Raw genomic sequence first — 22,574 nt, forward strand, 5'->3', positions numbered from 1 at the left:
ACATTTGATTCCTTGTTCATTAGCTAGGCTTGGGGCAGATGCTCCGGACACGTTCATGGGCAGATTTAATCATTAGGAGATAAGATTAGGCTGATTGATTTGAGGAGGAAGATCATGTTGAAATTAGTTGCTTTGGATATTGACGGTACCCTATTGAATGGTGAAGGCATCATCACGGAGCGTACGAAACAAGCGATCGGTATGCTGAGGCTGCAAGGCACGGAAGTGACATTGTGCACGGGCCGAAACTTGCCTCTAGCCCTTCCCTATGCGAGAGAACTGCGAATTACGATGCCCTTAGTTACGTGTAATGGAGCAGAGATTCGCCAACTGAATGAAAGTGTGTTGGATCGCAGGTCGCTTTCGCCTGAGTTGACGAGGCAGGTTTATGAGATTTTACACAAATATGACGCTCTTTACGACATCTATGCAGACGATCGCATAGTGATTGCGAGCAAGTCGGATCATGAGGAACGATTAATCGCCTATTACAGATATGTGAAGGGCAGCGAGAGTGGGTATGAAGCGCTGCTGCGAGATGAGCTCAATCAGCCCTACATGTATGAAGCGCACTCTATTCAAGAGTGGCTGGAAACCGGGAAAACGAATGTGCAAAAGTTTTTTGTGTCAGAGCATCGAAGACAGCAGCTTATGGTCATCTGCGAAGAACTTCGTGGTTTGGAGGGAATTAGCGTAACAACATCGCACCTTACCAACTTGGAAATAACGCATTTATCAGCGGATAAAGGTGGGGCACTCGCTCGAATTACAGAAACATATGGCTGGCAATCCAACGAAGTTGCGGTTATTGGCGACGGGATGAACGATGTGTCCATGTTTCTGTATGCTGGCATGTCCGTGGCTATGGGGAATGCATCCGAGGAGCTCAAGCGATATGCAACCTTCGTGACTGGCTCCAATAAAGAAGAAGGAATTGCTCAAGCCCTGGAAAGCTGGATTATATAAAAAAAATCAGAGGAACCGATAGTAGCCTGCGCATCATGAAACCAGAAATTCACGTCCAGAAGGAGTGTTTGAAATGGAAACAATTGAAATACGCCAAGCGCTTAACCGAAGTGAACTCGATCAGGTTTTTGATATTTGCGCAGAGGTATTCCCTGAAGATCGGCCTTTTTTTCAAGAACGGATTGATTATGATTGTACATACGCTTTGGAAACCACGCATCTTGCTTTCGTGGATGGTATTTTTGCGGCGACTGTTCAAGTGTTCCCATACATGATGCGTTGGGGATCTATTGCGCTCAAGGTTGGCGGTATCGGTAGTGTGGCTACTTTACCCAAGTATCGCAATCGCGGTCTTGCTCAGCAGCTTATGCGCAGGCAGAGCGACTACATGAAAGTAAATGGGTACGATCTCTCTATGCTGCTGACGGGTAGAAACTCCTTCTATGAGCAAGTAGGATGGTGCACTATTCCAGAGGAGCCATGGGTTGCCGACGCTTCACTCCTGCGTGCCGATTCTCTCGAATCATACAGGATTCGGTTTTTCGAAGAGGCGGATTTAGATCAGGTAAGTCAAATTTATGCAGCAAGTAACCTTCAAGCCGTTGCATCCATGGTGCGCTCAATAGCCTATTGGAAGGGACAATTAGCTTGGAAAGCCGTCAAGTCTGAGCGCTTTCTAGTGGCCGAAGGAACCAGAGGGCAGCTCGTTGCGTATTTGAGGTACAAAATTGTGAAAGACAATCAGTTGATTATTGCCGATTGTGGCTATTTGAGCGAAGCCAAGCAAGCGGCTATAGATTTGTTAGGCCAGGCCTTGGCTGCGGAGGCTTGCACGACAGTGAGAGCAATGTTACCCTCATATCATATCCTTAATGACTATTTAAGTGACAACGGAGCGAGACGTGAGATAGATAGAGAAAAAATGTGGAAGGCGTTCAGCCTTACAGGCTCCTTCATTAAAATGGTTCCTGAACTGAAGCGGCGAATACAAAAGAGCCATGTAAAGCTGTTTGAGCAACCCACTTTTCTGTTATTCACAATAGGTTGCTGTGAGGAGGCTCAGCTGTACGTGCATGAAGATAAAGTGGAAGTCATGCAGGTGCATGACTCGCTCACATACAATTTTCGCTTTCAATTCAATGATAAGGAATGGATAACGCTGCTGCTTAAAGGATTTCAAGCGCTTAACCGTGAAGAACTGCAAGGTAGCGAAGTTCTAAACGTTCTATTTCCAGAAACTCCTTACGTATTCTGGGAGGTTGATTATTTTTAACCAAGCGGATACTGGCAACTGCTAGAAGAAATTTCTCTTCGGTTCGGTAAGTGAAGGCCGTCTAATGGACTAGATTTAAGCGTTCAGAGGATGAAGAAAAGAGGTAGGTTATGCAAGTAAAGTCAGATCTCAGCTTATTTCTACGTACCCAAGGCGCGGGGTACCTTCTGTTAGCCATACTTATTTATGGGATTGGAACAGGTATTCTTGCTCCCATGAATGCGGTATATCTGAAGGATCGTCTTGATCTATCAAAAGGTGAAATCGCCTCCATATTCGCGATATCGCTATTTCTGAACATGCTGATTACCTTGTCTGTTGGCATCATCAGCGATAGGTTAAAAGGAAAGAAAACGATTCCCATGATAGCGGCTGTGCTTTGTGCGAGCGGTCTCATCATCTATATGCAGGCAGACGATTATTCTAGCGCGCTAACAGGCATGTCCATTGCCGTTGCTCCCTCAGGCTTGATCATGGGGCAGCTCTTTGCCATGGCCCGCAATCATTTCCAGCAAAGAGCCGAGTCGATTCTGGAAATCGCATTGCTTTGGCTTCGGGCGGGCTATAGCGTTGGCTTTTTTATGGGATTGCTGTTGGGTGCTAATCTATACTTGCTAACAGGTTTCCAAGGGGTACTATGGGGGAATGTTGCTGGATATGTAGGTCTCTTCCTACTTTTATCCATTTATAGCGAGGTGAAAGGGGGGAGTGCGGCGGCAGTCGTCAAAGGCGGCGAGCCATTCTCCTTGGCTATGTTAATCGCCCTTTTGATGCTTTTGTGTGCTGACGCCATCCGTGGTTTATATTTACCGTTAGTTTTCAATGAAAGGTTCGAAAGGCCAGATCTGATGTCGTACCTGTGGAGCGGTCAGGCTGTGTTCGAACTGTTATTCATGACGCTGACGGGTTATTGGGCAGCCAAATACGGGAGTAAGTCTATTATGGTCTTAGGCGGTTTATGTGCGCTTATTACCTATACCGTTTATACGACCACTGCTCCTATAGGTCTGTTTTTTGCAGTTCAACCGCTCTATTCGTTGTCGATCTCTATTTTATACGGGGTAGCAATGGGATACGTGCAGCGGATGTTTATAAACCATACGGGCTTTGGGGCAAGTTTGTATCTGTTCATTTCCCAAACAGCCTCCCTCATCGGCTATTTACTGCCCGTCCTGATTGAGGGGATATCTCCTGCTATTTTTATGATACCTATTACGTTGGTGGTAGTGGCCCTCTTCATTATCGTCAAAGTGCTCTACACGGAAAAAAGATCCTTGAAATCAAATGCGCTAGGAAGATAAAGCGGAGTGAAGAAGGCCGTATCCTCAAAGTCAGCACAAGGCTGCTGCCGGGGATACGGCTTTTTCGTTTGCCAAGAATGGATGTAACCATTGGACAATTATAACAAGTTAGGAATAATAGAGGATTTTATCCCTTGATTCCCGAAATCTCATTCTATAATTTACCGGTGCCTGTTTCTATAATCAAAGTGCAAGGAAAAATAATTGCAATTTATAGGAGGTCAACAATGAAAAAGACGAAAAATGCATTATCTATGGCAATGGTTGTGGCTGTGACAGTAACTTCAGCAGCATGCGGTAATGGCGGTGGCAGCAAGCCGGCGGCTGTAACCTCCCCGGATGCAGCTGCATCCGTCAAACCAGTGGAAGCCGCTAAGGCCAAAGAGTTTAAGATGACCTTGCGACACATAGAAGTTAGAGATACAGCCAAATCGAATCTTGCGATTTTGCAGGATGTGGTTAAAGCCACCGAAGCGGAAGTACCTGGACTCAAATTTGAGTTGGATGGTGTTGAGGATGTTGTCAATCGTGACACCAAACTCAAAGCTGAAATGCAAGCAGGCAGTCCTCCGCCAATTTTCGACTTATTCGGTGGCGCAGATACGACGAATTACGCCAAGGCGGGCAGATTGCTTGAGCTGACTCCGATTATTGCAGAGCTTGGATTGAAAGACAAGTTCATGAACTTGAACGAATTTTCGGTGGATGGCAAAGTATATGGACTTCCTCGATCGGGATTTATTGAAGGCGTTTTCTATAATAAAAAGATGTTCGCTGAAGCTGGTGTCCAAGTTCCCAAAACCTGGGATGAATTTCTGAAAGTATGTGAAGCGCTTAAAGCGAAAGGAATTACGCCGATTGCCATGGGTGGAGGCTCTGGCGATGGTTGGGTCATTAACATGCTCACGAACACATTGATGGTTCGCCTTGGCGGTCCAGAAATTCAAGAAGGTTTCGCAAAGGGCAAGTCCAAGTGGACAGATGCGCCTGTAATTGAAGCGTTTAAAAAGCTGGAGGAGCTCAAGCAAAAAGGATATTTAGACAAAAATGTAATCGCTACCAAATATGCCGATGGTCAGGCCAAATTTTATACAGGCCAAGCTGGCATGCTGTTCGATGGAAGTTGGGCGGCATCTGGCATCATGGGCAAGAATTCTAAGGTAGCCGATGACGCAAGCTTCTTTAATTTCCCGAGCATGGGCGGTCCTGGAGACGATATGATTAACGGCGGTTGGTCGAATGGTTACGGTTTTTCTTCTAAGCTGAATGAAAATGAGCTGAAAGCGGTTAAATCATTTATCAAAAACTTCTATACAGAAGCTAATCAAAAACGTGCTTTGAAAGAATCCGGTAACACGCCAGCGCTTAAGCTATCGGATATCGGAGATGCCAAAGGATTAGTGGCGGAAGTCGTTCAAGGCCAAGTATCTGCCAAGAAAGGCGCCTTCCCTGCATTTGATGCGCTGGTTTCACCTGCTGTGAAGAAAACGTTGGAGGCAACTATGGAAGAACTCCTCGGAGGCAAAGTAACCCCGGAAAAAGCTGCTGAAAAAATGCAAGCGGCACAAACGGCTAAATAATGTACGCTACATGAGCAGTTGGACACCGCCTGTAAACGGTGGTGTCCTGATTTAGAGCTATTTACGCAGCACCTCCGCGACAATCACGTCATTATTATCAAAAAGAGGGGGGATATCATGAATAAAGTATTACGGAATCCGCTTGCCTATGTGCTGTTTGTCGTTCCGGCCTTGGTGCTTTACATGACCTTTTACATCGTACCCATGCTCAGCTCCTTGAAATATTCGGTGACGAGTTGGAACGGGATTAATGAAGCGACCTTTAATGGTTTGGATAATTTCCTTAAAGCTTATCAGGACGAGAAATTTTGGGTTGCACTCAAGAACAATATTTATTTCGTCTTATTCTCGGTGTTCGTGCAAATACCGGTCATTATTTTCTTTGCGATTCTGATAAGCGGTGCTCGTAGATTTCTTGGTTTCTACAAAACAACGGTGTTTTTACCGAGTATTCTGTCGACAGCGATTGTAGGCGTGATCTGGCAGTTTATTTACCATCCTGACGCTGGTCTGATTAATCAACTGCTGCGCACCGTCGGGCTAGAGAAATGGACGCATGCATGGCTAGGCGAAGAAGGATATGCGATGCTTGCTATACTCGTCACGAATGGTTGGCAGTGGACTGGATTTTATATCGTTCTGGTATTGGCTGCCATTTTCTCGATATCCAAAGAAGTGCAAGAAGCAGGGGAAATCGACGGTGCCATCGGTTGGTTGAAAGCGCGTCATATTACGGTTCCTTTGATAAGACCTGTTATCCTCGTGGTTATGATGTTATCGATCACAGGAGCGATGAAAGCATTGGATATCGTGTTTATTATGACAAGAGGCGGTCCGTTCGGAAGTTCTGAGGTCATGGCTACTTACATGTACAAGCAAGCTTATTCGATGTCACTCTTTGGCTATGCTAATGCAATATCCATAATCATCTTCTTATTCACTGTCCTATTGACATTAATCTTCCATTTCATCACCAAAAGGTCAGAGGAGGTCGAATACTAATATGAGAAGAACGGCAAGCGGTATGATCCGGCATCTGATTCTTGTACTGTATTTAATTATTGTCTTATACCCGCTCCTCTTCATTCTTAATTCATCCTTTAAAAACAATTCAGAGGTCGTCCTGCATCCGTGGGGTCTTCCCGAAAAATTCAAAATAGAAAACTATGTGGATGCATTCGCAAGTTCACATATCGGTAGTTATTTTATGAATAGCTTGTATGTGAGTACGACTGCAACGACTGCTGCTATCTTGCTTGCGACGGCAATCGCTTATGCCATAACGAGAATGAAGTTTCCCAAAGTGAGCAAGCTGGTGTACGGAATTCTGCTGCTTTCATTGCTCATCTCGCCAGCATCGCTGCTCATTCCCTTATATATCATGATCAAGAAGCTGGGGATCTACAATACGCCTTTTGCGTTGATTGTTCCGTATACAGCCTTCAGTATTCCGCTTTCTGTGTTTGTCATTGCTGCGTTCTTGAAATCCATTCCCAAGGAGCTGGAGGAAGCGGGCATTATGGACGGACTTTCCGTATATGGCTTACTCTGGCGCATTGTTATGCCGCTGACGCTGCCAACGCTTGTGACGGTATTTATTTTGAACTTCATGGGGCATTGGAATGAATTCATTATGGCGAACCTCTTTTTATCCAGTCAAGATCTAAGGACATTACCTGTTGCCGTTGTCTCTTTCATGGACAAATTTCAGATGAACTACGGAGCTCTTACGGCATCTGTTATGATTAGCGCGATACCGGTTATTATCGTGTATACGGTTTTGCAACGGCACATTATACAAGGGGTTACCTCGGGGAGTGTGAAGGGGTAAGTCTTCGGCTTAAAATGGGATTTCCAAAAGCAAGTTTAAGATTTTTTAGGCCCCACTTTGAGCTAATCTTCGTGCAAAAAAAACCTTCAAATCCATCACTTTACTAGTGGATTTGAAGGTTTTTTTACGTGGAATTTGGGACTCTCTCTTTCATGTAAACACTCAGGGGACAGTTCCTTTGCGTGTGTTAACGACAACAAGGAGAGTACGGTTAAATAGGAGTATGACTCCTAGGCGTTAATCTTTTATAATGAAAGGGGGAGTGAATTCAACCAAATGCCCAATCGTGTAGGACAAATGAGTGCGCTATTTGATCCTATCTTTTTCCGTCTATTCCTCCATTTGGACGAACAGAATGCCGTCTCGTAGAATGACTTCATAATTGGCTAGTTGGGCGCTAGGTATATTATGGCAGCGTCCAGTATGTGTCTCGAATGTCCAACCGTGGAGCGGACACACAAGTTCTCCGTCTTCGAGCTCGACGGTATCGCCAGCATGCGGGCATTTGCGAGACATCAGTTTGAAACCGTCTTCTTCTTCGAATAGAAAATAAGGTCTGCGCTCTACCTGGACTTCTGCGGGGAAAGCTTCAAATTGTTCTCTCGTTCCAATGGCGATTTCTTTCATGACGTGATCTCCTTTTCGAAATGGGTAGTTCGATTATACGCCACATTCGATTTATATACCAAATGAGGGGAAGAATGAGACGTGGCGGCCATGCGCAAGGTAGGAATTGTAGGGGTGTTTTTCTTACGCAGTTAGCCGATGATGGGAAAGTGTGCAAAGACCAAAGGACAAAGAATTGAGGAGGATATATGGCTACGTTTGAAGATTTTGCTGTTTTAGATATCCGTATCGGTACGGTTGTTAAAGCTGAATTTTTCCCAGAGGCTAAAAAGCCTGCAATCAAATTAGAAATTGATTTTGGAACTTTAGGGATTAAAGCTTCTTCGGCGCAAATAACGCGCAGATATGACCCGGAGACATTAATAGGGAAACAAGTAGCTGCTATAGTGAATTTTCCTCCTAGGCGTATAGCTGGTTTTAAATCCGAAGTACTGGTGTTAGGAGCGACTCCTGAAGAAGGAGATGTAGTGCTCTTGCAGCCCGATGTTTTTGTTGAAAATGGAAGTCCCATTTCTTAGTGTGCAAGGGATGAAAGGAATTTAGCTTCCCTTCTGTCAAATAAAGAGGAGCTTCGCCATTGTTTGCATGGCGAAGCTCCTCTTTTGCAATCAAAATCCGTTCTTATAGCTTTTCAAACCTAGTTTTAATGTCCTGAACGAGCAATTTTGCAGCGATGATGCCTCCGGAAGTATTCCAAATGGGCTCATTCACGCTAAAGGTACGTTGTTTTTTGACGACATTCAAGTTTTGGGCAAGCGGACTTTGTAACCATTCGTCCATGGTTTTCGAGGCCTCCGTCTCCCCCTTGCGGTCAGACACAAAATAGAAGAATACGTCTCCGTCCAGCACGTCAATTTGTTCCTTGGTAATGTCAGCAGAGAAATCATCTTTATTTTGAGCATCGGGCCGTGCAAAGCCCAACTGCTTGAGAACGATGCCGGCAAAATTATTTTTATAATACACACGTACCTTTCCAGGTTGGAAACGGGCTAGTGAGATCCGCTGCTTCGTTTTCTCCCCGAGAGACGCTTTGGTTTGTTCAATGATTTGGTTGTACGCGTCCACAATAGATTTCCCTTGAGCTTCTTTATTCAATGCCTGAGCATAAAGCTGGAAGTTCTCAATCATACTGTCGCCCAAATTTTCTGTGAAAACAGTAGGGGCAATGCTAGAAAGTTGTGGATAAATTTTTTCCTGACGAACTTTGGTTCCAAGAATTAAATCCGGTTTCAAGCTGGCAATCAGCTCTAGATTCGGCTGCGTCTCATCGCCTAGCACTTCAACCCCTGTCATTCGGTCTTTGATATGATCGAACCACGGTTCGCCAATCCAAGATTTGACCGCACCTACAGGTTTAATTCCTATTTCTAACAGGGACTCGGTGCCTTGGTTGGTTAATACGACGATACGTTGTGGCGTACCTTTTATCGTGGACGCCCCCATTGCATGCTTAATTGTTCGTGTTTCAACGCTTCCAGCAACTTGTTCAGTAGGGAGCTCTTTCACCTTTCCACATGCGGTAACTAGAAGTGAAACAAAGAGTAAAGCAACCAGTGCATAAATACCTTTTGACTTAAACAAAACAATTCCCCTTCCGAAATAGTAATAATTGCAGCCGATTTCCATCGCTTTTTTCGGAAATTTCGATAATGATTATTATTATTAATGTGAATTTTAAAAAAAGACTTCTAGCCGATGGAAAGTAGCTTGTAAGAAAGCGGCAATGTGTTACAGTTGTAACATATGTTTTACGTTTGTAACATTAATATAAAACGGGGTATTATGCAATGCTTGGCGAGGCCAAACGCGCTAAAATAGACAAAACTAAGGATGTGTAACATGTGATTGAGCCTGCCAATAAACTGTCCTTACGCTCGCAGGAATGGATTCAAACGGCCTTATTTCAACTTATGGAAAAAAAACCGTATTCTCAAATTTCAATAACGGAAATTGCGGATCGAGCTGGGCTAGCCCGACAAACGTTTTACCGCAACTATCTGGATAAGGATGAGATATTATTAAAGTATTTAAATGGGCTGATGATCGGGATGTGGAAGGATTTCAACCAGAGCCAATCGTACAGCGAGGATATGTTTATCATGCTGTTTCGAAACTGGCAGCTTCATGCTCCCAGAGCATTAATCCATAATATTATGCTTACGGACCGTAAAATCAGGCAAATCATTTATAAGAGTTTAAGCGAATTTATCGATGAGCTATTCATCAATAACGATGAGGAATCAACAGCCGATCAAGCGACTAACAGCCGCCGTTATGCGCAAAAGTCTTTTTCTGCGCTTGTCCATGTCATGCTCATTGAGTGGACCTTACAGGAATATAATATGTCCCCTGAAGAGATGGGGAGATTAGTAAATGAGTTATCGGCCTCGATGAGGACGTTTTTATAAAAAGGCGTTTACCGTGCTCATGAAGCGTTTACTTCTAGAACGACTTCGCTTAAGAAAACTATCCATCAGATAATTGCTGCTCAAGGTTGAATATTTATCGAGAAGAAAGACAATATTAGGAAATAGAGGAGTGGGCTGGGTTAATTCGCTAAAGCGACTTGATTTAGCTTCTTCTTTTTACTCCATTATTGAGCAGAGCAGTGGTATAATAGTCGTCAGAGTAAGCTTGAGATTATCAACTTGTGTTATAATGATAACTATGCGCTATATACTTTTATTTCATTAAAAAGAGAAGCTTATGCTTGGAGGGAATACTCATTACTAACGTCGTCCTGAATGATGCAATGACCATGTTAAAGAAAACGAGCCGTACTTTTTATATTCCGATAAGTAGTTTGGATTTAGGTTTAAGAGAAGCGGTAACCTCCGCCTATCTTTGCATGCGGGCTATCGACGAAATCGAAGATCATGATGAAATTTCAGATTCATTAAAAGTAGAACTCCTAAGGGGGGTACATGAAGCATTCCAATCCCCGCATATAATTGAAGCCACACAAAAGGTACTGGCGCCATATGCATCTGTCTTACCGGCAGTTACAATGCAGCTAGATGAGTGGGCGCTTCTTTGTCCGTCTACGGCAGCTCCAATCGTGTTTCGTTACATTGGAGAGATGGCTTTGCAAATGTCTGAGTGGGTTGAGAAAGAGTGGAACATTCAAACGGAAGAGGACTTGGACCGTTATACATATAGCGTGGCTGGCATGGTGGGCGAAATGTTATCCGAGCTATGGCTGTGGCACGATGGTACGCAATCGGATTTAACCAAGGCTGTTGGATTTGGAAGAGGACTGCAGGCTGTGAATATTCTCCGCAATCGTGTAGAGGATCTCAAACGAGGCGCCGACTTCTTTCCTAATGGATGGGATTTTAAGGAAATGCAAGCGTACACGCGCCGCAATTTGCAAATAGCCGATTCCTACATTGCAGATCTGAAAGAAGGTCCTGCATTGAAGTTTTGCAAAATTCCACTAGCACTTGCGCATGCGACAGTTAATCTGATCGCTGCAGGCGGGAACAAGTTAACGCGGGATGCGGTTCTCAAAATTGTAAGCCGGGTAACTTAGAGCGAGGCTGGCTGATCTACCGAGTTTTATTTTAAATAAGAAGAATTAGAAGCCAACTGCTTTAAGCACTGGCTTTTTCGCTTTATGCTGCAGGCTTCTAAGAATAGATTAATTCCAACTAATCCGCTAAGTATAGTTTACAAAATGGATGGTAGTTATTACAATAAACTCAAGGTGCTTTGACAAAGGAAATCACATCGTAGAGGTTGGGGCATGATCAAATCCAGAGGTGATGACGATGAGCGAATTAAAACGGAGAATGATTTTAAACTTAATGCTGCAAAATACAGGGTCGCATCGTGGAGCCTGGCGGCATCCTAGTACAAAGGTCGATGAGCTGCACGACATCAAGTATTTTCAAAGGCTGGCGCAAAAGGCGGAGGCTGCACGCATTGACTCTCTTTTTATCGCGGATGGTTTGTCAGTTGAAGTGAAGGCCCTTCAGCATGGTCCTATTTTGGGATTTGAACCGTTGACGCTGTTATCCGCCATTGCCACAGTAACGGAAAAGATTGGTCTAATTGCAACGGTCTCCACCAGCTTCAACGAACCTTACAATGTGGCAAGGACTTTCTCTTCGCTTGATCATATAAGCGGAGGCAGGGCAGGCTGGAATATGGTGACCACGGGAGTGGAACGAACGGCATTTAATTTCGGCTTGCAGCAGTTGCCGCCTCATACGTATCGGTATGAAAGAGCTAAGGAATTCGCTGAGGTTGTGCTCAAATTATGGGATAGCTGGGATGAAGATGCGCTGGTGCAGGACAAACGCACAGGCATTTATGCAGATGTACAGAAAGTCCGTGATATTTATCATGAAGGCACTCATTTCTCCGTTCGCGGTGCGCTAAATATGATGAGGTCTCCGCAAGGTCGGCCTTTGTTAGTTCAAGCAGGAGCGTCAGATGAGGGGAAAACGTTGGCGGCCCAGTTTGCGGAGCTTATTTTTACCGTTCAAAATACGTTGGAGGATGGGCAGCTCTTTTATCAAGACATTAAAGCAAGAACGGCCAAAGCTGGACGATCTCTGGATAGTGTCAAGGTATTGCCAGGTCTTATCATGATTGTTGGAAGAACGGAGGAAGAGGCTAGACAGAAAGCGAGCGAGCTGAGTGAACTCGGTTCAATTGAGCGCTCGATGATGTCCCTTTCTAATTTATTAGGCATCGATTTCTCTGTTTATTCATTGGATGATCCGTTTCCAGAGCTGCCCGATCCGAGTCAAGTTAATGCGTATCAAAGCTTTCATCAAATGGTGAAAAAGATTACAGAAAAAGAAAAGCTAACGATTCGAGAACTCCTTGAAAAGTATTGGAATGGAAGCGGACAGCTGAGCGTGACAGGTACGCCCGAGCACATTGCCGATGTCATGCAAACATGGTTTACCAGCGGTGCGGCGGATGGCTTTAGCGTGGTGCCGCAGCAAGCCTTCGGAGGAACAGAGGATTTCCTCGACTTGGTAGTTCCTGAATTGCAGCGCAGAGGGCTATTTCCATATACTTACACAGGTGCGAGTTTGCGTGAAAATCTGGGGCTTAGCCGACTGTAGCCCATTAGTTAGTTTAGGGAGGGATTCATGAATGAGTACCGCGAATAATAATGATTATCCTAATGCACAATTGCTTGTTGATGTTCGTTGGGTGGAAGATCATCTTGCGTCTTCAGAAGTTGTCCTTTTGGACGCTAGAGCCCAGGGCTATGACGCGGGGCACATTCCTGGAGCGATCTGGCTGAATGCCAAGCACTTAAAGGATACTTCTAATCATACCTTTGTTTCCGCGGAGGGCTTTAGAGAGGTATTGGAGCGAAGCGGCGTAAGCGACGGGAAGACGATCGTGGTCTATGATGACGGAAGCGGTGTTCTAGCGACACGCGTATTCTATGTGCTGGAGTATTATGGACACATCGACCGAGTAAAGTTACTTAACGGGGGCTATACGGCTTGGACAGCAGCCGCCAAGGAGATTTCGGCTGAGGCACCTCGCGTGCAAATTGGCACAATAGCAGCTGTTTCTGACGAAAGGCGGGTTATAACTAAAGAGGATATTCAAGCAGGGGGGCATAATCGTATTTTACTGGATGTTCGGTCGGCTGATGAATTTTCAGGATCGGATCAACGAACTAATCGCAAAGGGGGACATATCAAGGGAGCGCTTCATAAGGAGTGGAAAGACGCGCTTGGGCCCGCTGACGAATTAGGTGTTGTAAGATTCAAGGATTTTCCTACTTTAAAACAGGAGTTTGAAACGCTGGGTCTAAGCCCTGATCAAACGATTGTTCCATATTGCCAGACGAATCAGCGTGGGGCACATACGTATTTTATTTTGCGCTTGCTTGGTTATTCCGATATTCGACCGTATGAAGGTTCTTGGGATGAATGGGGGAATGCGGAGGACACGGAGGTGGTGAGATAGGTGCTTGGCGCGGCAGGCAAGTCTTTGGGGAAGACGGGTATGGGTAGTTGAATCATGGAGGCATGCTGTTACGACAGCGTGGCCTCTTTTTTTGTTTGAGTGATTAAGATTAATAAAGATAGTCGAACAAGGGAGAGGTTGGGGAAATGTTGAATCAGTAGTAGGGTGATTGAAATTTTATAGATAATATATTAATATATCTATAAATAAATAAACAAAATTAATTACTGTTTACTAAAATTACTTTAAAGTTGAGTGATTGGCAAGCTCTATCTTGTTATCCAGAAAGGGAAGGGAATTCGATGTTAAATAATCGTTATGTTCGAACCGTCATATTTTCGCATGTACTTTTGCAGCTTGGGATTTGGGTAAGGAATTTGGCTATTCTTCTGTACGTGACGGATCTGAATAATAATGATCCGCATTATGTATCCCTTATTTCCGTTGCTGAATTCGCGCCTATCTTCATTTTCGCCATTATTGGAGGAACGTTCGCGGATCGATGGCAGCCGAAACGAACCATGGTAGGATGCGACCTGTTATCTGCTTTTTCTGTCATTATTGTGATTGTTGCCTTGATGTATGGATCGTGGTATTCATTACTTGTGGGTACGTTTTTCTCCGCTATGTTGTCGCAATTTTCACAGCCATCTGCAATGAAATTATTCAAGCAGCATGTACCAGCTGAGCAACTGCAAGGCGTTATGGCGATGTTTCAGTCTTTGATGGCAGTCTTTATGGTCATCGGTCCACTTGTTGGGACGTTCATCTATCAACACTATGGGATTGTAATTTCCCTCATCTTGACAGGAATTATGTTTTTGGGCTCCGCGCTAGTCTTGTTGCTGCTTCCCAATGCCTTGAAACCATCAAGTGAATTACATGCCGAACTCAAAGCTGACTTTAAAAAAGAGTTAGTGGATGGGCTCAAGTATGTATGGGCCAACCGATCACTTCGCGTCCTTAGTGCTACCTTTGCTGTTACTGGACTTGGAGCGGGTTTCGTCCAGCCGTTAACGCTGTTTATTGTCATCGAAAATTTAGGCAAGGATAAATCGTTTTTACAATGGCTACTGATGGCTAACGGCGCTTCCATGCTTCTGGGCGGTCTTGTCACTATGGTTTTGGCTAAGAAGGTGAAGCCGCAAACCTTGCTGGCGATGGGTCTGCTTGTTAGTACCTGTTGTACGATCGGGGTCGGTTGGTCTTCGAATATAACGCTCACTCTTATCTTCCAGGTGGTGAATGGATTTTTTTATCCGTGCATTCACATTGGTATTCAAACACTGGTAATGAGAAATACAGAAAGTGCGTTTGTAGGCCGGGTTGGAGGCGTGATTACCCCGATATTTATGGGGATGATGGTTATCGGAATGTCCTTGGCAGGTTATTTAAAAGATACCTTTTCTTTGATTACGGTTTTTGCAGCTAGCGGTGGATTGTTTCTAATTGGTATCCTTTTTTTATCCCCGCTCTTGCAAAAGAATAGCACGGCAGAGCGTAGAAGTAATTCTTTTAGCAAGTAAGCATTCGCCACTTACTCAAGTAGATTTGGAGGTAGGGAAATTGCTTGAAATTTCTTTACCTGTTCATTATGATTAAGAGAACAATTGATCGATTGATGTGTGACTGGCGGAACATGGGGAACCATGGAGGAGCACATCGATGTTATAGCCGTACGCCTGGGCAGAGGTAAGGGGGAAAACACTCCCTTGCCTTTTTACATTTTAAAAACGAATGAAAGGGCTGACTGGATGTGGATGACAATAAACTAATTTTGGATGGTCTTGCTGTTGCTAACGGCATCAAAGAAAAACTGGTTCACCGTGTACAGCTTCTTGTGGAGAAACGGGTTATGCCCTGCTTGGTGACAATTCTAGTTGGTGATGATCCCTCCTCTGAAACTTACGTGCGAATGAAAGGAAATGCTTGCAAACGATTGGGTATAGATTCAAGGCGTATTCATCTGAGTAAGGATACGACGACGGAAGGCTTAGTTACGGTGATTCGACAACTTAACGCTGATCCTGATGTTCATGGCATTTTGCTGCAGCATCCCGTACCGCATCAGATTAATGAACGTGAAGCTTTTGATGCCATAAGCATAGATAAAGATGTAGATGGAGTAACGACGTTAGGTTTTGCTCAAAACGCGGTTGGATTTGCTAATTACCCGTCTTGTACGCCAGAGGCTATTATGAATATTCTTGACTATTATCGCATTCCTATTGAAGGTAAGCATGTAGTCGTGATTGGTCGAAGTCCGATCTTGGGCAAGCCGGTTTCTCTGATGCTCCTAAATAGAAATGCTACAGTAACCATCTGTCATTCAAAAACAACTGAGCTTCATCGAATGGTGAAGTTAGGGGATATCGTTGTAGCGGCTGTAGGTAAGCCGCGGTTCGTTCAAGGCGATTGGATTAAACGGGGGGCGGTCGTCATCGACGCTGGTTATAATTCTGGTAATATTGGGGATGTCGATTACAAGGCTTGTCTGACTAATGCAAGCGCGATTACTCCTGTTCCGGCAGGGGTAGGACCTGTTACGATAGCCGTGCTGCTGAAGCATACGGTCGATGCCGCGGAAAAAGCTTTGAAGTCCTAGTTTTTATGTTTGGTTCGCATCACGAGAACGCCCAGAGGGAATCGTGGTGCAAATAAAAAAAGCAGTGCCATTTAGACAGTTGCTTCTTGTTTACCGTGTAACTTATCCGTTTTAGTAGCTGAAGCTTGTTCGTCTTCACGAATAATGATTTCATCTAGTTGATCAAACGGTACGCGATCCTCATCATAATACATTGGCCTTGCACCTCCTTATTCAACTATTATAATTCCGTATAGTTACCAATTAATTAACGGAATGTATGCTAAAAGTAAAATAAATAGAACAGCACGTATAAGCATTAAATAAACAAACATAGGTCCGACCAGCGAGCTACGTACATACCCGTTCCTTCATTAGGAAAAACTAGGTAACGTAGCTGAAAGGAGGGCCTATTTCTTGAATAGTACGACATTAAATGAAGAACGCTGGAATGCAGTAAGTCATGGCATCGGCGTGGCGTTAAGCGCCGTCGGCTTTGCGCTTTTACTGCAGCGCTCGGCGCTTTATGATGATCTGGCATATACAATTGGAACTGCCATTTATGGTTCATCGTATTGTTTCCTGTACCTTTCCTCGACACTATTGCATAGTTCTCGCTCGCAAAAATGGGGCGAACGCTTCGAGGTAATGGATCATGCAGCTATCTTTATAGCCATAGCGGGCTCGTACACGCCCTTCCTTCTGATTACCTTAGAAGGCATGTTGGGTTATTCTCTCTTGCTGCTGATTTGGGGATTAGCTTTATGTGGGGTGCGTTATGTGCAATTCATTATTAAACGATTTATGCCGTGGGGGCTGCTATATTATGTTTTGATGGGGGGATTGATTGTATCCTTAATCGGTCCGTTAGAAGAACGTCTTCCCTCAACTGGACTAGCTTGGCTCGTATTCGGAGCGCTTCTCTATATCATTGGTGTGTTATTCTTTCTGTGGCGCAGCTTAAAATATCATCATGCTATTTGGCATGTGTTCGTGCTCGGCGGCAGCAGCTGTCATTTTATCGCCGTGTATATGTATGTCATGCCCGTTATTCAATGAAGAGTGAGTAAGTAGGATTGTGTACCAACGCTTGATCTAATCTAAGTGGTTAAGCTGTATGCGGAGCTCATCTTATTTTTTGTTGTTGTCGATACCTGAATAGATTAACATGAACGTATAATAAACAGTTCGATTCAGTAGGTACAGCGCAGTTTATTGGCGCGGGAATTGCTAAGTCGATAGGATATGAAGAAGCAGACGAACGGCAGGATCTATTTATTTTACAAAATATGAACGAGGGGGAGTTGGTGATAGGATGGAGAGCCAAAGCAGTGATGTAAGGCCTGAAGTACGCGCATACCTAGAACGCATAAATTATAATGGACCTGTTGATAAAAGTGTATCAACCCTGGCCAAATTGCAGGAGTGTCACCTCCATACAGTACCTTACGAAAATCTGGATATCTTGCAGCGGAAGCCGCTCTCACTAGATCGGGAGGAGCTGTTTGAGAAGATCGTCATACGCAGAAGAGGCGGCTATTGTTTTGAATTGAATGCCCTTTTTGGCTGGCTTCTGAGAGAACTTGGTTATACGGTTACGGACTTCATGGCTCGATTTTGGCGTGATGAGCCTAATCTGCCTCCCAAAAGGCGTCACCATGTTTTAAAAGTCGGCGTAGGGGAAGAAACCTACTTGTGCGATGTGGGTGTAGGAGGCATCGTTCCCCGTTTGCCTATTCAGATGGTCGAGGGTCTGGAGCATCAGCAGGGCGATGAATTATATCGTTTAGAGCAAGATACCTATTATGGTTGGATGCTTTGCGAGTTTAAAAAGGGACAGTGGAGTCAGTTATATTCCTTCACTGAAGAGCCGCAATTGCCCAAGGATTTTGTAATGGCCACTTATTGGTGCGAAAATGCCCCGGAATCCATTTTTATCAAGGAAGCTATGGTTGCTATCCGTACGCAAGATGGACGTAATTCAATTGCAGGGAATGAATTTCGAATCTTCACCTCCGATGGCGTAAAAACGTTTATTCCGCAATCCAATGAACAATACAAGGAAGGCTTAATTACTTTCTTCGGACTTCATATTGGTTAAACTGGAAGGGCTTTCATATCTGGTAAACAGTTTAGAGTTGATTTATTTACATATGCAGAATTTATATGTTTTGGTTTTGGGTGAGCGAAGCTACGTCAAACCTAAAAAGGAGCGTTAGGATGATCTTCACTGACAGGTTAGCAAAAAGAAAAGTCGAAGGCAGCTCCAAGTAGAACGAAAAGGGGATGGGTAGGGGGTGGAGAAGCGATAGCCCATACCCAATCCCCTCCCATGCATAAACATATGGGCTTAGACAAGGACGCCGAGAGGCGTTTTTCTTAATTTCATGCTATGAAATCGCTTGCAATTAAGACGTATAAGGTTGACCGACATTTTCTTAAGATATTTGTAATCATTTCACCTAGTTATTTGTCAAATCTTTCAATTATTATATAGTTAAGGTGATTGTCAGCCGCGGCGGCCATCCATTACATTCCTAAAAGGTGAGAGATTATGCAATCATACAATATTCTCGTCGTGGACGATGAGCGAGAAATTCAAGATGCGATAGAGATTTACTTAACCAATGAAAACATGAATATTTTCAAAGCAGATAACGGACTTGAGGCTTTACAAGTTCTCGAGGAGATCGATATTCAGCTGATCATTCTGGATATCATGATGCCGCAGCTAGATGGGATCAAAACGGCTTTTAAAATTAGAGAAACCAAGGATATCCCGATCTTGATGCTGTCTGCCAAAACGGAAGATACGGACAAGATTTTAGGGCTTCATGTCGGTGCTGACGATTATTTGGGAAAGCCTTTCAATCCGTTGGAATTGGTGGCACGCGTAAAGTCACAATTGAGGAGATATACCAAATTCAGTAATTATGCAGCTCGTGAAAATGAAATTGAAGTAAGGGGCTTGATCTTGAATAAAGATACCAAAAACGTAATGGTCGATGGTGAGGAAGTGCGCTTAACTGCAACGGAATATAAGATTCTAGAGCTGCTTATGGTCAATCGAGGGAAGGTTTACTCCATCGAAGACATTTACGATAAGGTGTGGAAAGAACCATATGTGAATGCAGAAAACACAGTAGCGGTTCATGTCCGAAGAATCCGGGAAAAAATTGAAATCAATCCGCGGGATCCAAAATATTTGAAGGTGGTATGGGGCATTGGATATAAAATCGAGAAATAACTATATGCCTTACCTACTCGTAACCGTACTAATTTACGCCAGTGTTCTGGCGATATTAGTCATAACGGATGTCGTCAAGAACAGAGAACTTTTGAAGAAAGATGCTTATTTTCAAAGCCAAGCGTTTCATCATGAAATCGAGCTTGATTATAATCTGATCCGTTATTACCATATTGACAATAAAGACTACCCGTTATACACGGAACAAGCCAAGATTGGAGCAGAGCGCAGTGAGGCTTGGAAAGTGACTTATGAAGGAATGGAACGCAAAAAGAAAGACGCGTACATGGAGAAAATTATCGAAGCGAAGAGGCTTGGTAAATTTGATGAAGCGCAGTATTTCCAGGAGGGAATGAATGGGGAATTTGCTCAAATTGAAAATGAAATTACGGAATTGCTTGCAACTCGGACCAAAGACTACCTTTCTTACAAAAACAAAGAGTATTCCGATGTAGAAAACAGCTTAACCTCACGCAGCCGTTCTTTTCATTATTACATTGAAGATCAAAAAAACAGCAGCGTTTATAGAAATATGGACATAGAACCTAAGGATGCGGATGTCAAACAAGCGCTTTATGCCATTGAACTACCACAAACGTATGTGAAAAATGAAATTCTTCAGCGTATTAACACATATTTTCAGAAGAATTCGCTGAAGGGTTATTTTATTATCCCAAAGGAAGCACGCGGTTTTAGTCAAATTCATGCTGATTATATGTATTTCAATTCAATTCGTGAACGTCTTTTTAAAGAAATCGCTATGCTAGTAGTTAATTCTTTATTGATAGGCGGACTTTTCCTTTATATGAAGAAAAATTATGCGTTCCGCTTTCTGCTAGAAAATATGCCTACGAATAGGCTTCGTCAGATTCCTTTGGATGTACGTCTTCTTATAACGGCAGCTTTGTGCTGTATTCTCGTGAACCAATTTAACACAATTTCCTTTTTTAAGCTTCCGATTCGTCTCAGCATCTTGACGAGTTGGACAATCCTTTCCGTGATTTTGATGGTTTTGGCGCTATTTCTTATCGACGGCATCCGATTATGTCAATGCCGAGATCAATTTGCGAAACAATGGGAAAGCAGCCTGTATAGAAGGATATCCGTAATTTTAACGAATCGGCGCGTGAAGAAATCCATGCTATATAAGGCAGGCTTTGTTTTCTCTGTTACCGTTTTACTAGGCGTAGCCATTCCCTTCACCATATACGGGATGGAAGAGCAAATAACTGGACTAGTCATTTGCGGAATCGTATATGGCCTTCTTTATGCAATAACAATCCTTCCTTTTATGATAAGAAGAATACGGATGCTTCATCGAATCATGGTTGCTGCGGAGCAAATTGCCGAAGGGGATTTGAGCGACTCTTCTATTGTAGAAAGGGGAAAAGGTAATCTAGCCCAGCTCGCCCTACATCTGAATAACATGAAAAAAGGATTCAAAGCATCGATGGAAAAAGAAAAGAAAAGTGAACGAATGAAATCCGAGTTAGTCACGAACGTTTCACATGACCTCAAAACTCCGCTGACCTCGATAATTAACTATGTGGACTTATTAAAGCAAAAAGACTTGCCGCCTGAATCGATAGCAAAGTACATCGAAGTGTTGGATCGAAAATCGCAAAGGCTCAAAGTGTTAATTGACGATTTATTTGAGGCATCCAAAATGGCGAGCGGCGCCGTAGACTTACAGGTGGAAACAGTGAATGTATCTGCTCTTTTGAACCAAGCGTTAGCAGAATTCAGCGATAAAATTGAAAGTTCTGTACTTACTTTCCGCGTTCATGTCGAGCATGCCCATATCGTAGCGCCCTTGGATGGACGGAAAACTTGGCGTGTGTTTGAGAATTTGATTAGCAATGCTTTAAAGTATGCCATGCCGCATACCCGGGTCCATCTTTCGCTAAGCGAAGATCAGGATAAAGTTCTCTTTACGATCAAAAATGTGTCTTCCTATGAAATCGATTTTCATGTAGATGGATTATTGGAACGTTTTAAACGGGGAGATTCGTCCAGACATACGGAGGGATCAGGCCTAGGCCTAGCTATCGCTAAAAGTATCGTGGAGCTTCAGGGCGGTCAACTCATGATTGAAGTAGACGGAGACTTATTTAAGGCGACTGTTATTTTTGACAGGAACACCAGCGCAGCATGAACAATTCCAAAGTGGAATATGTCCATAGTTGACGAAACCAAGGACTTTCAAACACAGAATGTCCTTGGTTCCTTTTTCCAGGAATACAACAATAAAAGTGAAGAAATCGAAATACGCAGCTACCTGATCTTTTTAGGTAGAAAGCGACCATGAAGTCGAGTAAGCTTAAGGACTCTCCGGAACACCTTTGAATCTGGGAGCTTTCTGAAAATAAACGGGTCTGGACGCGTATTCACTTCGAAAATCCATGGGTGTCGCGCGCGGTCGATCCCTACATCGACGCCGATCTCTTTTAATCGTGGAAAGGCGGTTCGTAAATGGCGAGCAATGGTTAAACCTAACTGGGACAACTCCTTGTTGAGATGTTGTCTCTCTTGCACATTCACATGAGGCTTAAGCAGTACATCAAGTGGTAGAGGGGTGCCGCCGTTGTGATAATTGGTCACAATGCGTCTGGGATGAGCAACCCGACCGATCGTTCCCGTGTGCTCCCAATGGCCGCGTTCATTGGTTTGGACCATGATGCGAATATCAAACGGACGGTTGTTGAACTTCAACATGTGGATGCCTTTCTGGACCACATACATACGACTGTTGAACTTTTTTTGTATAGCATGATAGAAAGCGTCAAAGTTGTTAAATCGATAGGTTTGCGTATTCACCGTAAACTTGAATTTCGGTGCTTTGTTCGTTTGAATTTCGGCTTTAATAATTCCGAATCCGCCCGTTCCTTGATTGGGCTTGATATAAACCATCTTATGCTTCTCCAACATGGTGAGGAGGTCTTTTTTCGTTGCCTTTTTCGTTTCAGGGACAAAACGCCTCAAATCCTGACGCTGATTTAGTACGAGTGTTTTTCCCCATTTGTTATTGCCATACCTCTTCATCTGTAATCCTCCCGTCAGGTTCGCTGCTGCTCTGCAACGATTCCTTGCTGCTACTAAGGTTGTGACTCCTATATCGTATGGCTCGTTAGGGGATTGTTTCGGGTTTAAGCAGATAATGGGCGTAGTTCACTCCATGAATGGTTTATGAGTTGCCAATCGCAAGTGGATTTGCGATAA

Annotated in this window: 21 protein-coding genes and 1 riboswitch; of the genes, 17 read left to right on the forward strand and 4 right to left on the reverse strand. The window is 43.8% G+C overall.

Features of this window, described 5'->3' with window-relative positions:
- The first annotated feature begins 114 nt into the window (after positions 1-114).
- The 6 genes from GK047_RS02685 to GK047_RS02710 all read left to right on the forward strand — a co-directional run bounded on the left by GK047_RS02685 (position 115) and on the right by GK047_RS02710 (position 6,951).
- Positions 115-966, forward strand: a complete 852-nt coding sequence (locus tag GK047_RS02685) for a Cof-type HAD-IIB family hydrolase (RefSeq protein WP_163940794.1) — start codon at positions 115-117, stop codon at positions 964-966.
- 73 nt (positions 967-1,039) lie between these two features.
- Complete coding sequence (locus GK047_RS02690; protein ID WP_163940797.1) at positions 1,040-2,239, forward strand: GNAT family N-acetyltransferase; 1,200 nt, start codon at positions 1,040-1,042, stop codon at positions 2,237-2,239.
- A 110-nt stretch (positions 2,240-2,349) separates the two neighbouring features.
- Entirely contained in the window at positions 2,350-3,540 is a 1,191-nt protein-coding gene (locus tag GK047_RS02695) for an MFS transporter (protein ID WP_163940799.1), read from the forward strand.
- Positions 3,541-3,767: 227 nt separating this feature from the next.
- Positions 3,768-5,120 carry an extracellular solute-binding protein gene (locus GK047_RS02700; protein WP_163940801.1) on the forward strand — a complete coding sequence of 451 codons (1,353 nt, stop codon included), beginning with the start codon at positions 3,768-3,770 and terminating at the stop codon, positions 5,118-5,120.
- A 117-nt stretch (positions 5,121-5,237) separates the two neighbouring features.
- Positions 5,238-6,122: a carbohydrate ABC transporter permease gene (locus GK047_RS02705; RefSeq protein WP_163940803.1), complete on the forward strand. Its 885-nt coding sequence runs from the start codon at positions 5,238-5,240 to the stop codon at positions 6,120-6,122.
- A 1-nt stretch (position 6,123) separates the two neighbouring features.
- On the forward strand, positions 6,124-6,951 hold the full coding sequence (locus GK047_RS02710; protein ID WP_163940805.1) for a carbohydrate ABC transporter permease: 828 nt from the start codon (positions 6,124-6,126) through the stop codon (positions 6,949-6,951).
- A gap of 330 nt (positions 6,952-7,281) precedes the next feature.
- On the opposite strand, the gene GK047_RS02715 is transcribed toward GK047_RS02710, so the two are convergent.
- Complete coding sequence (locus tag GK047_RS02715) at positions 7,282-7,578, reverse strand: Rieske (2Fe-2S) protein (RefSeq protein WP_163940807.1); 297 nt, start codon at positions 7,576-7,578, stop codon at positions 7,282-7,284.
- A gap of 188 nt (positions 7,579-7,766) precedes the next feature.
- Between GK047_RS02715 and csaA the strand changes: the two genes are divergently transcribed.
- A complete protein-coding gene (gene csaA / locus GK047_RS02720; protein WP_163940809.1) occupies positions 7,767-8,096 on the forward strand; it encodes a chaperone CsaA in 330 nt (109 codons plus the stop codon).
- A gap of 103 nt (positions 8,097-8,199) precedes the next feature.
- Here csaA and GK047_RS02725 read toward each other — a convergent pair whose 3' ends face one another.
- On the reverse strand, positions 8,200-9,159 hold the full coding sequence (locus tag GK047_RS02725; RefSeq protein ID WP_163940811.1) for an ABC transporter substrate-binding protein: 960 nt from the start codon (positions 9,157-9,159) through the stop codon (positions 8,200-8,202).
- A 260-nt stretch (positions 9,160-9,419) separates the two neighbouring features.
- Between GK047_RS02725 and GK047_RS02730 the strand changes: the two genes are divergently transcribed.
- The 6 genes from GK047_RS02730 to GK047_RS02755 all read left to right on the forward strand — a co-directional run bounded on the left by GK047_RS02730 (position 9,420) and on the right by GK047_RS02755 (position 16,129).
- Positions 9,420-9,986, forward strand: a complete 567-nt coding sequence (locus tag GK047_RS02730; protein WP_163940813.1) for a TetR family transcriptional regulator — start codon at positions 9,420-9,422, stop codon at positions 9,984-9,986.
- A 344-nt stretch (positions 9,987-10,330) separates the two neighbouring features.
- The gene (locus tag GK047_RS02735) at positions 10,331-11,110 is read left to right on the forward strand and encodes a squalene/phytoene synthase family protein (protein WP_163940815.1); all 780 of its coding nucleotides are present in this window, start codon (positions 10,331-10,333) and stop codon (positions 11,108-11,110) included.
- A gap of 238 nt (positions 11,111-11,348) precedes the next feature.
- Entirely contained in the window at positions 11,349-12,659 is a 1,311-nt protein-coding gene (locus GK047_RS02740; protein ID WP_163940817.1) for an LLM class flavin-dependent oxidoreductase, read from the forward strand.
- Positions 12,660-12,690: 31 nt separating this feature from the next.
- Positions 12,691-13,524, forward strand: a complete 834-nt coding sequence (locus tag GK047_RS02745; RefSeq protein ID WP_163940819.1) for a sulfurtransferase — start codon at positions 12,691-12,693, stop codon at positions 13,522-13,524.
- A gap of 302 nt (positions 13,525-13,826) precedes the next feature.
- Positions 13,827-15,050 carry an MFS transporter gene (locus tag GK047_RS02750; protein WP_163940821.1) on the forward strand — a complete coding sequence of 408 codons (1,224 nt, stop codon included), beginning with the start codon at positions 13,827-13,829 and terminating at the stop codon, positions 15,048-15,050.
- Between the two features lie 89 nt (positions 15,051-15,139).
- Positions 15,140-15,219: riboswitch (ZMP/ZTP riboswitch) on the forward strand.
- Between the two features lie 61 nt (positions 15,220-15,280).
- Entirely contained in the window at positions 15,281-16,129 is an 849-nt protein-coding gene (locus tag GK047_RS02755; RefSeq protein WP_163940823.1) for a tetrahydrofolate dehydrogenase/cyclohydrolase catalytic domain-containing protein, read from the forward strand.
- 71 nt (positions 16,130-16,200) lie between these two features.
- Here the strand turns inward: GK047_RS02755 and GK047_RS30090 are convergent, their stop codons facing one another.
- Complete coding sequence (locus tag GK047_RS30090) at positions 16,201-16,323, reverse strand: hypothetical protein (RefSeq protein ID WP_275901625.1); 123 nt, start codon at positions 16,321-16,323, stop codon at positions 16,201-16,203.
- A gap of 202 nt (positions 16,324-16,525) precedes the next feature.
- Between GK047_RS30090 and trhA the strand changes: the two genes are divergently transcribed.
- The 4 genes from trhA (at position 16,526) to GK047_RS02775 (ending at position 21,510) form a co-directional block, all read left to right on the forward strand.
- Positions 16,526-17,167, forward strand: coding sequence for a PAQR family membrane homeostasis protein TrhA (gene trhA, locus GK047_RS02760; protein ID WP_163940825.1), 642 nt, complete (start codon positions 16,526-16,528; stop codon positions 17,165-17,167).
- A 256-nt stretch (positions 17,168-17,423) separates the two neighbouring features.
- A complete protein-coding gene (locus tag GK047_RS02765) occupies positions 17,424-18,209 on the forward strand; it encodes an arylamine N-acetyltransferase family protein (protein WP_163940827.1) in 786 nt (261 codons plus the stop codon).
- Between the two features lie 453 nt (positions 18,210-18,662).
- Positions 18,663-19,355: a response regulator transcription factor gene (locus tag GK047_RS02770; RefSeq protein WP_163940829.1), complete on the forward strand. Its 693-nt coding sequence runs from the start codon at positions 18,663-18,665 to the stop codon at positions 19,353-19,355.
- Positions 19,333-21,510: a HAMP domain-containing sensor histidine kinase gene (locus GK047_RS02775; RefSeq protein ID WP_163940831.1), complete on the forward strand. Its 2,178-nt coding sequence runs from the start codon at positions 19,333-19,335 to the stop codon at positions 21,508-21,510. The genes GK047_RS02770 and GK047_RS02775 overlap by 23 nt, the downstream gene beginning before the upstream one ends.
- 119 nt (positions 21,511-21,629) lie before the next feature.
- On the opposite strand, the gene GK047_RS02780 is transcribed toward GK047_RS02775, so the two are convergent.
- Positions 21,630-22,397: a YheC/YheD family protein gene (locus GK047_RS02780; protein ID WP_163940832.1), complete on the reverse strand. Its 768-nt coding sequence runs from the start codon at positions 22,395-22,397 to the stop codon at positions 21,630-21,632.
- Positions 22,398-22,574: the final 177 nt, after the last annotated feature.

The organism is Paenibacillus sp. SYP-B3998, from assembly GCF_010820665.1.
In the GTDB taxonomy this organism is placed as follows: Bacteria; Bacillota; Bacilli; order Paenibacillales; family NBRC-103111; genus Paenibacillus_E.

What these genes read in the sequence shown, in the direction of transcription:
- GK047_RS02685 (WP_163940794.1), top strand. Translation starts at nt 115, where the DNA reads ATGTTGAAATTAGTTGCTTTGGATATTGACGGTACCCTATTGAATGGT.
- GK047_RS02690 (WP_163940797.1), top strand. Translation starts at nt 1,040, where the DNA reads ATGGAAACAATTGAAATACGCCAAGCGCTTAACCGAAGTGAACTCGAT.
- GK047_RS02695 (WP_163940799.1), top strand. Translation starts at nt 2,350, where the DNA reads ATGCAAGTAAAGTCAGATCTCAGCTTATTTCTACGTACCCAAGGCGCG.
- GK047_RS02700 (WP_163940801.1), top strand. Translation starts at nt 3,768, where the DNA reads ATGAAAAAGACGAAAAATGCATTATCTATGGCAATGGTTGTGGCTGTG.
- GK047_RS02705 (WP_163940803.1), top strand. Translation starts at nt 5,238, where the DNA reads ATGAATAAAGTATTACGGAATCCGCTTGCCTATGTGCTGTTTGTCGTT.
- GK047_RS02710 (WP_163940805.1), top strand. Translation starts at nt 6,124, where the DNA reads ATGAGAAGAACGGCAAGCGGTATGATCCGGCATCTGATTCTTGTACTG.
- GK047_RS02715 (WP_163940807.1), bottom strand. Translation starts at nt 7,578, where the DNA reads ATGAAAGAAATCGCCATTGGAACGAGAGAACAATTTGAAGCTTTCCCC.
- csaA (WP_163940809.1), top strand. Translation starts at nt 7,767, where the DNA reads ATGGCTACGTTTGAAGATTTTGCTGTTTTAGATATCCGTATCGGTACG.
- GK047_RS02735 (WP_163940815.1), top strand. Translation starts at nt 10,331, where the DNA reads ATGACCATGTTAAAGAAAACGAGCCGTACTTTTTATATTCCGATAAGT.
- GK047_RS02740 (WP_163940817.1), top strand. Translation starts at nt 11,349, where the DNA reads ATGAGCGAATTAAAACGGAGAATGATTTTAAACTTAATGCTGCAAAAT.
- GK047_RS02745 (WP_163940819.1), top strand. Translation starts at nt 12,691, where the DNA reads ATGAGTACCGCGAATAATAATGATTATCCTAATGCACAATTGCTTGTT.
- GK047_RS02750 (WP_163940821.1), top strand. Translation starts at nt 13,827, where the DNA reads ATGTTAAATAATCGTTATGTTCGAACCGTCATATTTTCGCATGTACTT.
- GK047_RS30090 (WP_275901625.1), bottom strand. Translation starts at nt 16,323, where the DNA reads ATGTATTATGATGAGGATCGCGTACCGTTTGATCAACTAGATGAAATC.
- GK047_RS02765 (WP_163940827.1), top strand. Translation starts at nt 17,424, where the DNA reads ATGGAGAGCCAAAGCAGTGATGTAAGGCCTGAAGTACGCGCATACCTA.
- GK047_RS02770 (WP_163940829.1), top strand. Translation starts at nt 18,663, where the DNA reads ATGCAATCATACAATATTCTCGTCGTGGACGATGAGCGAGAAATTCAA.
- GK047_RS02780 (WP_163940832.1), bottom strand. Translation starts at nt 22,397, where the DNA reads ATGAAGAGGTATGGCAATAACAAATGGGGAAAAACACTCGTACTAAAT.